Annotated in this window: 12 protein-coding genes and 1 pseudogene; 8 read left to right on the top strand and 5 right to left on the bottom strand. The window is 63.1% G+C overall.

Annotation, left to right across the window (positions count from 1 at the left end; all coding sequences use genetic code 11):
- Positions 1-16 precede the first annotated feature (16 nt).
- Together NKI59_RS00275 and NKI59_RS00270 are read right to left on the bottom strand one after the other, a co-directional pair.
- Complete coding sequence (locus NKI59_RS00275) at positions 17-1438, bottom strand: glutamine synthetase family protein (RefSeq protein WP_352590966.1); 1422 nt, start codon at positions 1436-1438, stop codon at positions 17-19.
- A 14-nt stretch (positions 1439-1452) separates the two neighbouring features.
- Entirely contained in the window at positions 1453-2835 is a 1383-nt protein-coding gene (locus NKI59_RS00270; protein ID WP_352590969.1) for an aspartate aminotransferase family protein, read from the bottom strand.
- A 157-nt stretch (positions 2836-2992) separates the two neighbouring features.
- On the opposite strand from NKI59_RS00270, the gene NKI59_RS00265 reads away from it, so the two are divergent.
- Positions 2993-3448: a hypothetical protein gene (locus NKI59_RS00265; RefSeq protein WP_348625924.1), complete on the top strand. Its 456-nt coding sequence runs from the start codon at positions 2993-2995 to the stop codon at positions 3446-3448.
- Positions 3449-3456: 8 nt separating this feature from the next.
- Here NKI59_RS00265 and NKI59_RS00260 read toward each other — a convergent pair whose 3' ends face one another.
- Both NKI59_RS00260 and NKI59_RS00255 read right to left on the bottom strand, forming a co-directional pair.
- Entirely contained in the window at positions 3457-4431 is a 975-nt protein-coding gene (locus tag NKI59_RS00260) for a WD40 repeat domain-containing protein (RefSeq protein ID WP_352590972.1), read from the bottom strand.
- A gap of 249 nt (positions 4432-4680) precedes the next feature.
- Positions 4681-5748 carry a CobW family GTP-binding protein gene (locus tag NKI59_RS00255; RefSeq protein ID WP_352590975.1) on the bottom strand — a complete coding sequence of 356 codons (1068 nt, stop codon included), beginning with the start codon at positions 5746-5748 and terminating at the stop codon, positions 4681-4683.
- 197 nt (positions 5749-5945) lie between these two features.
- Here NKI59_RS00255 and NKI59_RS00250 point away from each other — a divergent pair, with 197 nt between their 5' ends.
- Together NKI59_RS00250 and NKI59_RS00245 are read left to right on the top strand one after the other, a co-directional pair.
- Entirely contained in the window at positions 5946-6668 is a 723-nt protein-coding gene (locus NKI59_RS00250) for an intradiol ring-cleavage dioxygenase (protein ID WP_352620710.1), read from the top strand.
- Between the two features lie 203 nt (positions 6669-6871).
- Positions 6872-7354, top strand: a complete 483-nt coding sequence (locus NKI59_RS00245) for a MarR family winged helix-turn-helix transcriptional regulator (protein ID WP_254816029.1) — start codon at positions 6872-6874, stop codon at positions 7352-7354.
- Position 7355: 1 nt separating this feature from the next.
- On the opposite strand, the gene NKI59_RS00240 is transcribed toward NKI59_RS00245, so the two are convergent.
- Positions 7356-8228 carry an AraC family transcriptional regulator gene (locus NKI59_RS00240; protein WP_352691501.1) on the bottom strand — a complete coding sequence of 291 codons (873 nt, stop codon included), beginning with the start codon at positions 8226-8228 and terminating at the stop codon, positions 7356-7358.
- A 52-nt stretch (positions 8229-8280) separates the two neighbouring features.
- On the opposite strand from NKI59_RS00240, the pseudogene NKI59_RS00235 reads away from it, so the two are divergent.
- The 5 genes and pseudogenes from NKI59_RS00235 to NKI59_RS00215 all read left to right on the top strand — a co-directional run bounded on the left by NKI59_RS00235 (position 8281) and on the right by NKI59_RS00215 (position 12384).
- Positions 8281-8684 (top strand): annotated as a pseudogene (locus NKI59_RS00235) (DUF2000 family protein).
- A 197-nt stretch (positions 8685-8881) separates the two neighbouring features.
- A complete protein-coding gene (locus NKI59_RS00230; RefSeq protein ID WP_036238364.1) occupies positions 8882-9766 on the top strand; it encodes a DMT family transporter in 885 nt (294 codons plus the stop codon).
- 68 nt (positions 9767-9834) lie between these two features.
- On the top strand, positions 9835-10857 hold the full coding sequence (locus NKI59_RS00225; protein WP_023676245.1) for a LacI family DNA-binding transcriptional regulator: 1023 nt from the start codon (positions 9835-9837) through the stop codon (positions 10855-10857).
- Positions 10854-11834 (top strand): 2-hydroxyacid dehydrogenase, encoded by a 981-nt coding sequence (locus tag NKI59_RS00220; RefSeq protein ID WP_023676246.1) that lies wholly within the window; start codon positions 10854-10856, stop codon positions 11832-11834. The genes NKI59_RS00225 and NKI59_RS00220 overlap by 4 nt, the downstream gene beginning before the upstream one ends.
- A gap of 154 nt (positions 11835-11988) precedes the next feature.
- Positions 11989-12384 carry a hypothetical protein gene (locus NKI59_RS00215; RefSeq protein ID WP_031211664.1) on the top strand — a complete coding sequence of 132 codons (396 nt, stop codon included), beginning with the start codon at positions 11989-11991 and terminating at the stop codon, positions 12382-12384.
- The last annotated feature ends 1 nt before the right edge of the window (position 12385 follow it).

The following is a 12385-nucleotide window of genomic DNA, read 5'->3' as shown; positions in this document are numbered from 1 at the left end:
CCGACGATGTGATGCCCTACACCTCGTGCAGATAGAGGTGATAATCCAGTTCGCTGACCGTGCGCGCCACGCGCAGATATTCCGACTGCTTGATCGCCACGAACGTCCGGTGCAGGTCTTCGCCCAATGCGCCCTTGAGGAAGGTCGACGCCCTTGCCGCCTCGATCGCGGCACGCCAGTCGACCGGCATCGTCGTGCGCGTGACGGCCGATTCGTAGCCATTGCCGGTGGTTTCGGGACCGGGATCGAGGCCTTCGTCGAGGCCTTTGACGACACCGGCCAGCACCGTTGCTGCCACTAGGTAAGGATTCGCGTCGACGCCCGATGGCCGGTGCTCGATGCGGCGGTTCTTGGCATCGCCGGCCGGCACACGCAGTGCCACCGAACGGTTGTTGACGCCCCAGGTCGGCGCCACCGGCGCATAGGATTGCGAGACGAAGCGCCGCCATGAATTGGCATGCGGCGCGAAGACCAGCATCGATTCCGCCATCGTCTGGATCAGTCCGCCGAGGCCGCGCAGCAGCGGCAGCGACCAGCTTTCGCCGCCGGTTTCGGCAAAGACATTCTTGCCGGCATCGTCCAACAGCGAGACATGAAAATGCATGCCCGAGCCGGCATATTTCTCGATCGGCTTGGCCATGAAGCAAGCGGTGACACCATGACGGCGCGCCTGCGCCCGCACCAGTCGCTTGAGCATCACGAGATCGTCGGCCGCCCGCATCACATCCTTGCGGTAGTTGAGCGTCAGCTCGTACTGGCCGGGCGCATATTCCGAGATGACCGTCTCGGCCGGGATGCCTTGCACCTTGGCTGCGGCGTAGATGTCGGAAAACAGCGGCTCCATGCCGTGCAGATGGTCGACGGAATAGACCTCCGTCTTGGCCGAGCGGCGTCCGTCAAGCACCGCGTGCGCCGGCTGCACCTTGCCTTCGGCGTCGCGCTCGTTGGCGAGCAGGAAGAATTCGAGCTCGAAGGCGCCGGCCGGATGCAGGCCCTTGGCCGCGAGGATGTCTACCTGGCGGGCGAGTGCCAGCCGCGGGTCGGACGACATCGGCTGGCCATCGAGATGGTACATCGCCATCAGCACCTGGCCGCGCGGCGGCTGGGTGCCGAACAGCGGCACCAGTGTGCCGGGGATCGGCCACGCCCGCAGGTCGCCGTCGCCCGTCGTCCAGATCAGCCCGGTCTCGTGAACATCCTCGCCGGTGATGTCGAGGCCGAGGATCGAGATCGGCATGTGCCGGCCCCCCTCGAAGATGCTCATCAACTCATGCCGGCGCACGATCTTGCCGCGCCCGACGCCGTTGGCGTCGGTCAGCACGATGTCGAACGCTTCGATCTCGGGATGAGCGTCAAGAAAGGCCTGCGCCTCGGCGGGCGTCGAGCCCGAAGGGGATGCCGTGACCAGGTTCAAACTTTGCTTGGGCGCTTGTTTCATGCCGCAAGCTTGTCTCACGCCGTAAGCTTTGCCGCAACCGCGCCGAAGGCAGTGATCAGCCGGTTCACCTGGGCGGCGCTGGTCGCAGGAGAGATCAGCATCATGTTGTGGAAGGGTGCGATCAGCACGCCGCGATTGACCAGCGCGACATGGATTGCCGCCTCGAGCTCCGGCACGTGCGCAGCTTCCGCTTCGCCGCCGTTCCTCAGCGGGCCCGGCGCGCAGATGAACTCGACACGGGCACCGACGCGAGCAACATGCCAGGGCAGACGATAGCGATCGATGACGGCGGTCAGCCCGGCGTCGAGCCGCCGCGCCAGATGGTCCATATGGCTGTAGTTCTCGTCGGTCATGACGTATTCGAGCGTGGCGCGCATCGCTGCGAATTGCAGCGGATTGGCCGACAGCGTTGTCCCCATGCCGGAGTAGCCGGGCTCTTTCCGACTGATATAAGCGGCATAGCGGGCCGCAACGTCTTCGCTCATGCCCCAGACGCTCGCCGGTACGCCGCCGGCAATCGGCTTGCCCAGCACGAACAGGTCCGGCTCCAGCCCGTATTTGCTTGTATAGCCGCCGGGACCGGTCGAAATTGTATGCGTCTCGTCGATTAGAAGCAGCGTGCCGGTCGCACGGGTGAGACGCCGCAAGCCATCATGAAAGCCGGCTTCGGGCAGCACCATGCAGGAATTGGTCAGCACCGGCTCGGCGATGACGCAGGCGACATCGTTGCCCCGGAGTGCCGCCTCGAGCGCCGGCAAATCGTTGAACTCGACGACATCTGTCGCCCGGGTCAGGTCGCGGAATTCGCCGGCCAGTCCCGGTCGATTCACCGCTTTCCCGGCGACCAGCCGCACCATCGTCTCGTCGACCGAGCCATGATAGCAGCCGTTGAAGACCAGTATCTTCTCCCGGCCGGTAACGGCGCGGGCAACCCGCAGCGCGAAGCGGTTGGCATCGGTCGCCGTCGTCGCGATCTGCCACGACAGCAAACCGAAGCGCTGCTGCAGCAACGGTCCGATGGCCAGCGCGTCTTCGGAAGGTAGCATATAGGTCAGTCCTCGTCCGGCCTGCCGGCGGATGGCGCGGGCGACCGGCGGCGGCGAATGGCCGAACATCGAGCCGGTGTCACCAAGGCAGAAATCGTCCAGCCGATTGCCGTCGATGTCGGTGATCGCAGCGCCCTTGGCACTGTCGACCAGGATCGGGAATGGCGTCGGCCAGTCGTTCATCCAATGCATCGGCACGCCGCCGAAGAAGCCGGGCAGGCCATTGCCGATTTTCGCCATCGATTTTGGCCGCGCCCGGCGGAAGACTTCTGCCTCGGTCGCGCGCAACTCGACGATCCGGGCCGGGCCGATGCCGCCGATGCAAGTCTTTGAATGGTTCATGACGTTCATGCCGGCCCTCTCAGTCGCACTTTAGACAATCGGCATCCGCCACCGCAATTGGCCGGGCGGCTGCCCTGTGTTGGGTCAGCGGTCATTTGAATGAAAACAGGCGCTTGACCGCGAGCCGCCTTCGGGCGCCAATGGTACTTCGGCTGGAGGGCATAAGATGGTGCGGGCGATCGTCTGCGCAGCAACGCTGCTGTCGTCGGTTGGTGCGGCTCTGGCGTCCGGCGGCATCTGGTGTTCCGCCGAGGATGCAGCCGTCAAATTTCAGGTCGGTGCCGGGATCACCAGAGGCATGGGCGGGCCGACCTTCAATTTTAGCGGCGAGCTCGAGATTCTGGGCAGGCCGGCTGCCGACAGTCTGCGCGAGACATTGTTCGAGGATCAGAACCTCACGCAATATTGGCTCGACAACAAGGAATTGCGGCTGCTCGTCTACCACGAACGGCAGGTCGAAAACGCCTACGGCTATGTCGAACTGGCGATCCTGACCAAGGCCAGCGACGAAGGCGTCTATGACGGTCGCTATTTGCTCTCAATCCATGATGTAACGGCCGATGCCGAAAAGGACGGCAAGCAGGCTGAATTGACCGGCAAAGTATCTTGCGGAGCCGAGTAAGTAACAGGCTACGCCGAAATATCGATGACGCCGCAGTCGCCCGCAGCGCTGCCAAAGGCGACGCGGCGCTCTTCCTTGTCCCACATCATCGAAGTGACGGCGCCCTTGCCCGGCCGGCGCAACAGCACTTCCTTGGCGTCGGCGAAGCGCACCGCCATCACCATCCCGTCATCATAGCCGATAGCAACGACGTCCTGGCTCGGGTGACAGGCGACGGAGGTGACCATCGCATTGCCGCGCGTGCCGAGTTCCAGCGGCGCCTTGCCCATCGGCCCGTCTTTGCTGGAAAACGGCCAGACGATTGCCGCCGGCGCGCCGGAACTCGCCAGCCATTTGCCCTTGGCGCTCCACGACAGGCTTTTCACCTTGCCGGGGTAGCCGGACATGCGCATGTGCTTGCCGTCGGCGAGCTTCCAGCCATGCAGCGCGTTTTCCTGCATGGTGGTGACGACGAAGCCGCCGTCCGGCGAGAAGGTGATGCCGGTGTGGGCGCCGGCCCATTCGAGCTCGACCGGCTTGCCGTCGGCAGCCGGGAAGTGCAGCGTCGCGCCATTGTAGCGGGCAACGCCGAAGCGCATGCCCTTGGGCGAGAAGGCAAGCCCCTCGACTGAGCGCGGATGCGAGAATTCCCTGGTTTTGCCGTCGGCAAAGCGCACATAGGCAACCTTGCCCGAAGCATAGGCAACAGCGCCTTGCGGCCCGGCGGCGACGCTGGTTATCCATTTTTTGCCTGCGGTAGCCAATTCCGTTGTATTGCCGCCTGGGGTCACGGCAAAGATCCTGCCGTCCTCACCACCGGTGATCAGCCGGTCGTTTGCCGCATCATGGAAGGCGGCGAGCATTCCGTCATTGGTCTGCACCATCTTGTGGCCGTGGTCGAGCCGATGGATTTTGCCGTCGGCCAGCGCAAAATGCGGCACGTCGCCGAGAAACACGGCGGCGAGGCAGTGGCCTTCGAGATCGAGCGGGGCGACTGTCGGCATGAGAGATCATTCCGTTCGAGATTTCTGCTTGTCATCTAACCCCGCCGGGCTGTCGGCGAGGCTCCGCCTTCTCCCCTTGTGGGAGAAGGTGGATTGGCGCGCAGCGCCAAGACGGTTGAGGGGTGCTGGACGGAGTGCCGTCCTTGCCAAGCTGGAACACCCCTCCATCCGACCGAGCTTCGCTCGGCCACCTTCTCCCACAAGGGGAGAAGGAGAGAAGGGCAGCGCTAGCGCTATAAAGTCCGGAAATCAAGCCGCCTGGCAGGCCTCGAAGCTTGTCTTCAGTCGCTCGGCGTCGAGTTCGCGGCCGATGAACACCAGCCGGCTCTCGTGCTTCTCGTCGTCCTTCCAGGCGCGCTGGTGGTCGCCCTCGATGATCATGTGCACACCCTGGATGACATAGCGCTCGTCATCGCCTTTCAGCGCAATGATCCCTTTCAGCCGCAGGATGTTCGGGCCTTCCATCTGGGTGACCTTCTCGATCCACGGGAAGAACTTTTTCGGGTCCATCTCGCCGCCGCGCAGCGACACCGACTGCACAGTCACGTCATGGATGTCGGAAGGGTGCGCATGATGATGCCCGTCATGATCGTGGTGATCATGGCCGTCGTGATCATGGTGATGGTGGTCATGATCATGATCATGATGGTCGTGATCGTCATGCGCCTCGAGGAAGTGCGGATCGTTCTCCAGCGCCCGGGACAGGTCGAACGCACCGCGATCGAGCACCTCGGACAGCGCCACGCTGGCGCGTGTGGTGCGATGGATTCGTGCCGCCGGGTTGATGGCGCGGATCGTCGCCTCCACCTTGCTCAGCTCTTCGGGGGTGACCAGATCGGTCTTGTTGAGTACGACGACATCGGCAAAGGCGATCTGGTCCTCGGCCTCTCGGGAATCCTTCAGACGCAGCGGCAGGTGCTTGGCGTCGACCAGCGCCACCACCGCATCGAGCTTGGTCTTGGAACGCACGTCGTCGTCCATGAAGAAGGTCTGCGCCACCGGCACGGGATCGGCGAGGCCAGTGGTCTCGACGAGGATGGCGTCGAAGCGGCCAGGCCTGCGCATCAGGCCTTCGACGACGCGGATCAGGTCGCCGCGCACGGTGCAGCAGACGCAGCCATTGTTCATCTCGTAGATTTCCTCGTCGGATTCCACGATCAGCTCGTTGTCGATGCCGATCTCGCCGAATTCATTGACGATGACGGCGTAGCGCTTGCCATGGTTTTCCGAAAGGATGCGGTTGAGCAGTGTCGTCTTGCCGGCGCCGAGATAGCCGGTGAGGACGGTTACGGGGATCTGCGTCTGTGCGTCGCTCATATTGTGCCTCGAATAGGGATTGTCGGCTCCATATAGGATGTGTGCTCGGCTTTTGCACGAGGCAAACCGGTGGGCCAAAGAGGGGCTGGTATTGCCGAACTTTCCTCACATTACCGAACTTTCATTGGCGCCGCCTGACAGCGGGCCCTAGATAGGCGGGGTCATTTACGGAGCTGTTCGCGTTGAAGAGGCGCCAGATGTCCGACAAGTCGTTGCCACTAAGCCGTCGGCAGGCGCTCGGTCTCGTTGCGGTTACCGCTGGCGGCATATTCCTGCCCGCCGGTGCAAGGGCCGGGCAGGTTTCGCCCTATGCCGGGCTTGCTTTGTTCGAAGCCGGTGCCGGCGTCTGCGCCATCACGCCCGAGGTCACCGAAGGGCCGTTCTATTTCGACCCGAAGCTCGAACGCGCCGATATCACCGAGGGCAAGAAGGGCATCGGCCTCAATGTGCGGCTGCAAATCGTCGACGCCGCCTGCCAGCCGCTTCCCGGCGCACGCGTCGATATCTGGCATTGCGACGCCCAAGGCAGCTATTCCGGCTATCCCGGACAGGGCGACGGGCAGGATATCGACACGTCCGGCCAGAGCTTTCTCCGCGGCTGGCAGAGAACCGATGAAAGCGGCATCGCTTCTTTCGCCACCATCTATCCCGGCTGGTATCGCGGCCGCACCACCCACATCCATTTCAAGATCTTCCCCGACGACCGCTCGGTGATGACCGGCCAGATGTTCTTCCCCGACAGCCTCAGCGAGCAGATATTCGCCACCGTCGCGCCTTATAAAGATCGCCCCGGCAAACGCGATACATCGAACGCGCGGGACGGCATTGCGCGGCAGGCCGGGCCGCTGTCGCAGGCAGCGCTGCGGGAAATGGCGGACGCCTATCAGGCGTTGATGGTGGTCGCGGTGAAAGCCGGTTGAGAACACCTCGTCACGTCCTCATCCAGCCATTGCGGAAAGTCGTTTGTCATCTAACTGAAATAAACATCTGGCATTAGCCACGGCGAACACCGCGAAGCTTGCCGGCAAAGCTATTTTCCGAGCCGGAATGTTTTCGATCGTCATTGCCAATCGGCGGCCTGCTTCTATGCTGCCCGCTCCGGTTCGGCCGAGGAGGGATGAGCATGGCCAAGGCGGACAAGACTGCAACAATGAGCCGGCTGCATTCGGCGGCGCGGCTGGCGCGCACGGCGCTCGCCGCCCGGCTTCTGGCGCATGGTTTCTATGCCGGCCAGGACCAGATCATGCTGGCGCTCGACCGCGAGGACGGGCAGACGCCCGGCAACCTTGCCGGCCGCCTCGGCGTGCGTCCGCCGACCATCACCAAGACCATCAACCGGCTGCAGGCGCAGGGCTTTCTGGAGAAGCGGGCCTCGTCCGCCGATGCCCGCCAGGCGCATATTTTCCTCACCGACACCGGCCGCGAAATCATCCACGCCATCGAGAAGTCGGTGAAGAAGACCGAAAAGCAGGCATTGAAGGGTCTCGACAAGAAGGATCAGAAAGCGCTGTTCAAGCTGCTTGCCCGCGTCGAGGCGAACCTGTCGAACGGCGAAATGGTGCTCCCGGATGACGAACTCGATATCGAGGACAAGATGCTTGAATAGCTCACGCGTTCGCCGCTGACGGCTGCCGCGTCAGTGCCGACCAGCGTCCCGGTGTGACGCCGAACGCCTTCTTGAAATGCCGATTGAAATGGCTTTGATCACTGAAGCCGGCTGCGATGGCGATTTGCGCCAGCGGCTCGTCGGCTTCGATCATCCGACGGGCTCGTTGAAGCCGGCGCATCAACAGGAACCGGTGCGGGCTGGTGGAGAAGGTGGCGCGGAAATGCCGCGACAGGGCATAACGGTCCAATCCGGTTATCGCCTCCAATTCATCCGAACGTACAATCCGCGCGACATTTTCCTCCAGATAGTCGCGCGCCAGGCTGGCGGCGCGCCACGCAGTTTTCGCTACCGGTTTCGTCGGCTGACCGGCGTGCCGGGCCAAGCTTTGCATAAGCTGCGTCATGAAATCGACGACAAACAGCTCGTCCAGTTCCTGATTCAACGGCCCGAGCGCGGAAAGCAGCGTCGCCCGGAGATCGCGGTCTGTCACCACGGCATTCCCGACGAATGGTAGTGATCCGCCGCCGAGACAATCGAGCATCAGGGACGGCTCCAAATAGAGCATTCTGTATCGCAAGCCGTCTTCGGTGCCGGCACCGCCATCGTGCAGTTCGTCGGGATGAAGGATAATGATCTGGCCAGGCAGGCTCTGATGCGTTTGGCCGCGATAGCGGAAGCGCTGCACGCCATAAAACGTCACCCCGATCGCATAGGTGTCGTGGCGATGGAGATCGAAGGCATTGCCGTGGAACCGGGCCTCGATGCGTTCCATCCCGGCAGCACCGGGTGCCGGTACGATGCAGTTCTCGGCTGCATCCACGCACAAACGTCCAAGACCCTGAAAGGCTTCCCGGTCTAGATCGTGCGCCATCGCTTCACTCGCAGCCTCGGATTGGCCCCCTTTTCGGATTGGAAACTGTCGCATGTTCGATACGAAATTTGCAATCGTGCTCAAGGATGATCTTCCCGTCTGGCAAAAGCTCAATGTCACCGCCTTTCTGACCAGCGGCATCGTCGCGCAATTTCCCGACATTATCGGCGACCCCTACCGTGATCGCGCCGGCAATATCTACAACCCGCTGTCGATCCAGCCGGTCATCGTGCTTTCGGCGGACGGCCAGACGCTCGGCGCGATCCAGCGGCGCTGGAGCGTGGTGTGACGGTTTCGCTCTATGTCGAGGATATGTTTTCGACCGGGTATGATCTGGCCAACCGCGCCGTCTTTGCCGAATTTGCGCCGGAGGATGCCAAGGTGGTCGGCATCGCGCTTCGCGCCGAAAAGAAGCTCGTCGACAAGATCACCAAGGGCGCCCGCATGCACGCCTGAGTCGTCGGCCACTAGGTCGGCCACTGGGAAACAAACTGAGCCTGTCGGCGGCTGTCGTTGTGCCAGACTGTTTTGGCTTGCCCGCAGGCGACAATTGCCGCATTGGTGAGGGACCGCCTTGCTTCCCGTCCGGCCTGAAATTGAATGCTCCCCCAAGACAAGACGAAAGCGCGACATCGCCGGCGGCGATCCTGTGCATGCTTTCCGTCTATGTGTTTTTCACCTTCCTCGACACCAGCAGCAAGTACCTTGTGCTGGCCGGCGTCTCGGCGCTGATCGTCGCCTGGACCCGCTTCGCGGTCCATGTGCTGATCGTCGGCGTCTTTCTGCACGGATGGCGTGAGCCGCTGCGCTTTCGTCCCGCCAACCTGCCGGCGCATCTCACGCGCGGTCTGCTCCTGTTCGGATCGACGATATGCAACATTCTCGCGCTGCGGACGCTGCAGCTGGCGGAAACCACCTCGATCTACTTCTTCGGCCCGATGGTGATCACCGCGCTTGCCGGTCCGTTGCTAGGGGAATGGGCCGGCTGGCGGCGTTGGCTGGCGATCATGAGCGGCTTTGTCGGCGTCCTCATCATCACCCGGCCGGGCATCGGGGTTTTTGGCGTCGGCCATCTCTTTGCGCTCGGCTCGATGCTATCGAACAGTTTCTACGTCATCATGACGCGCCGCATGTCGGCGACGGAAACCTCGGAAAGCCTCATCCTGTTTTCGGCGCTGGCGCCGGCCGTGCTGCTGCTGCCGACACTGCCGTTTTCGCTTTCGTTGCCGCAGGATGGCTGGCACTGGTTCATATTGCTGATGCTGGGCGTCTTCGGCGCCATCGGCCATTGGCTTCTTGTGCAGGCCTATCGCCTTGCCACCACCACGGCCCTGGCCCCCTATCCCTATTCGCAGATGATCTGGATGATCATCTCCGGCCTGATCGTCTTCAACCAGTTTCCCGACCGCTGGACGCTGGCCGGTGCGACAGTCATCGTCGCCAGCGGCCTCTACATCGTCCACCGCGAGCACCGGCTTCGTGTGCGCAACCGCGCGACGCTGGACGCGGAGGCGGAAGCGCTGGCAAAAAAACTTTGATTTGCGCGGGATCGATGGCATAAGAGCCGGCCTTTAAACAGTTTAAATTGCTTCGGGAGCGCAGGGCGCTGGCACAGAAGATCAAGCTTTCCACCATCGCGGATGCGCTCGGCGTGTCCACGGCCACGGTCTCGCTGGCCTTGCGCGACAGCCCGCTGGTCGCCGGCGGCACCCGCGACCGCATCAAGGAACATGCCCGCGCCATCGGCTATATCTACAACCGCCGCGCCGCCAGCCTGCGCACCTCGCGCTCAGGCATAGTCGGCGTCGTCGTCCACGACATCATGAACCCGTTCTTTGCCGAGATATTGCGTTCGATCGAGAGCGAACTCGACCGCAGCCGGCAAACCTTCATCCTGTCGAACCACTACGACCAACTCGAGAAACAACGCACCTTCATCGACACGCTTCTGCAGCTCGGCGCTGACGGCGTCATCATGTCGCCGGCCATCGGCACACCGCCCGAAGACATAATCATGGCCGAGGAGAACGGTCTCCCGGCAGTGCTGATTGCACGCACCGTCGAAGGTGCCGACGTGCCGGTGTTTCGCGGCGACGATGCCTATGGCACCGGGCTTGCTACCAATCATCTGATCTCGCTTGGCCACAAGCGCATCGCAATGATCGGCGGTACCGACCAGACCTCGACCGGCCGCGACCGCTATCAGGGATATGTCAACGCCATGGAGGCGGCAGGGCTTGAGGTCAGGCCGTCCTGGCGCATCGCCGGCCCACGCACCAAGCAGGCCGGCTTCGAGGCCGCCGGGCAGTTCCTGGCGCTGAAGGACAGGCCGACCGCGGCCTGCTGCTGGAACGACCTCGTCGCCATCGGCCTGATGAACGGCATTGCGCGCGCCGGGCTGGTGCCGGGCATCGACATCTCTGTTACCGGCTATGACGACCTCGAGGAGGCGGCGATCGCGACGCCTGCGCTAACCACCGTCTGGAACGGCCAGCGCGAGGTTGGCCGCCGCGCCGCCAGCGCGCTGCTCGACAAACTCAACGGACAGACGGTGCGGCCGTCGCAGGAACTGATCAAGCCGGAACTGCATGTGCGCCAGTCGACCGGCAAACCGGTGGAACGTGCATGACAAAAACCAAACAGCAAGCTGTCGCCATTCTGGTGCCGGGCCAGTTCAACGATCATGCGGTCGGCCGCATCGACGGGGTGTTCAGCCGCGTCCGGATCGAACGCGCCGATCCGTCGCTGGTCACCGACGAGATGCGCCTTACGGTGCGCGGCATAGCCGCCTTTGGCGGCATAAGCGCCGCGTTGATGGACGCGCTGCCAAAGCTCGAGATTATCGCCAATTTCGGCGTCGGCTATGATTCGGTCGATGTCCGCCACGCCGCACGGCGCGGCATCATGGTCACCAACACACCGGATGTGCTGACCGAAGAGGTCGCCGATACGGCGCTCGGCCTGTTGATCAATACCATCCGCGAACTGCCGCGCGCCGAGGCCTGGCTACGCGACGGAAGCTGGCTGCGCAACGGCAACTATCCGCTGAGCCGGCTGACCTTGCGCGGGCGCCAAGTCGGTATCTTTGGCATGGGCCGCATCGGCCTCGCCATTGCCCGCCGGCTCGACGCTTTTGGGCTGCCCATTGCCTATCACAACCGGCGCCGCGTCGAAGGCCTGTCCTATGACTATCACCCGACGCTGAAAGGTCTCGCCGAGGCGGTCGACACACTGATCTCGGTGGCGCCCGGCGGGGCTTCGACGGAAAAGGCCGTCAATGCCGAAATTCTCTCGGCTCTTGGGCGGAACGGCGTCTTTGTCAACATCGGCCGGGGCAGCACGGTCGACGAACCAGCCCTTGCCGCCGCACTTGCCAGCGGCAGCATCGCCGCTGCCGGGCTAGACGTCTTTGCCGACGAGCCGAATGTGCCAGCGGCGTTGCTTGCCGCGCCCAACACCTCGCTTTTGCCACATGTCGGCTCGGCCTCGCAGCACACCCGCCGCGCCATGGCGGACCTGTGCGTCGAAAATCTGGTCTCGTGGTTTTCGCAGCGCAAGGCGCTGACGCCGGTGCCGGAGACGGCAAATGTCAAGGCAAGGCCGTAAGCGGGCTGCCATATCTATTAACTTCAGCTTAACCCTTCGGAATCATTCTGGTCCCTTCGCAGTGTCTGTCCGCCTGACAGGACATGACAGCAAGAGGAAGCGCGCCTCCCTGATCTCTTCGAACCGGCGCGCTTGAAATGCGCGGAGAACCAGGATGAAGACGCTTCCTGCATTGATGGCTGTCGCTGTACTGTTCGGCAGCGCCCAACTGTTTTACGCCGGTAGCGGTGAAAGCCGTGCGGCCAGTGAGTCACCGCCTTCATCCGGCAACTACAGGCTGGTAGCCCATGGCGACGAGGGGTCTTGTGCGGTCAGCCGCGGCGCCGAGATTTCGCAAGGCCTGTCGCTGTTGACGGTCGCAGCAAATTGCCGCCGGGTGTTGCCCGGCGTGGAGCAGGCGAAGTTCTGGCGAGAGCAGGATGACGGCACGGTCACCCTCAGCGCCAACGGCACCGATCCGATCGTCATGTTCTCAGTCGCCGACGGCGATGGTTACGAATCCTACGCGCCGGCGCTGCCGCTGCTGACGCTGGCGTCGGCCGGCAACTAGC

It is taken from the genome of Mesorhizobium sp. M0598 (assembly GCF_040320865.1).
In the GTDB taxonomy this organism is placed as follows: domain Bacteria; phylum Pseudomonadota; class Alphaproteobacteria; order Rhizobiales; family Rhizobiaceae; genus Mesorhizobium.
Note: the sequence above shows the minus strand (reverse complement) of the source record. Positions and strands in the feature narration are given on the sequence as shown.

Coding starts and splice junctions, on each gene's coding strand:
- NKI59_RS00245 (WP_254816029.1), top strand. CDS start 6,872: ATGGCCAAGGCGGACAAGACTGCAACAATGAGCCGGCTGCATTCGGCG.
- NKI59_RS00215 (WP_031211664.1), top strand. CDS start 11,989: ATGAAGACGCTTCCTGCATTGATGGCTGTCGCTGTACTGTTCGGCAGC.
- NKI59_RS00230 (WP_036238364.1), top strand. CDS start 8,882: ATGCTTTCCGTCTATGTGTTTTTCACCTTCCTCGACACCAGCAGCAAG.
- NKI59_RS00265 (WP_348625924.1), top strand. CDS start 2,993: ATGGTGCGGGCGATCGTCTGCGCAGCAACGCTGCTGTCGTCGGTTGGT.
- NKI59_RS00250 (WP_352620710.1), top strand. CDS start 5,946: ATGTCCGACAAGTCGTTGCCACTAAGCCGTCGGCAGGCGCTCGGTCTC.
- NKI59_RS00240 (WP_352691501.1), bottom strand. CDS start 8,228: ATGGCGCACGATCTAGACCGGGAAGCCTTTCAGGGTCTTGGACGTTTG.
- NKI59_RS00260 (WP_352590972.1), bottom strand. CDS start 4,431: ATGCCGACAGTCGCCCCGCTCGATCTCGAAGGCCACTGCCTCGCCGCC.
- NKI59_RS00255 (WP_352590975.1), bottom strand. CDS start 5,748: ATGAGCGACGCACAGACGCAGATCCCCGTAACCGTCCTCACCGGCTAT.
- NKI59_RS00270 (WP_352590969.1), bottom strand. CDS start 2,835: ATGAACGTCATGAACCATTCAAAGACTTGCATCGGCGGCATCGGCCCG.
- NKI59_RS00220 (WP_023676246.1), top strand. CDS start 10,854: ATGACAAAAACCAAACAGCAAGCTGTCGCCATTCTGGTGCCGGGCCAG.
- NKI59_RS00275 (WP_352590966.1), bottom strand. CDS start 1,438: ATGAAACAAGCGCCCAAGCAAAGTTTGAACCTGGTCACGGCATCCCCT.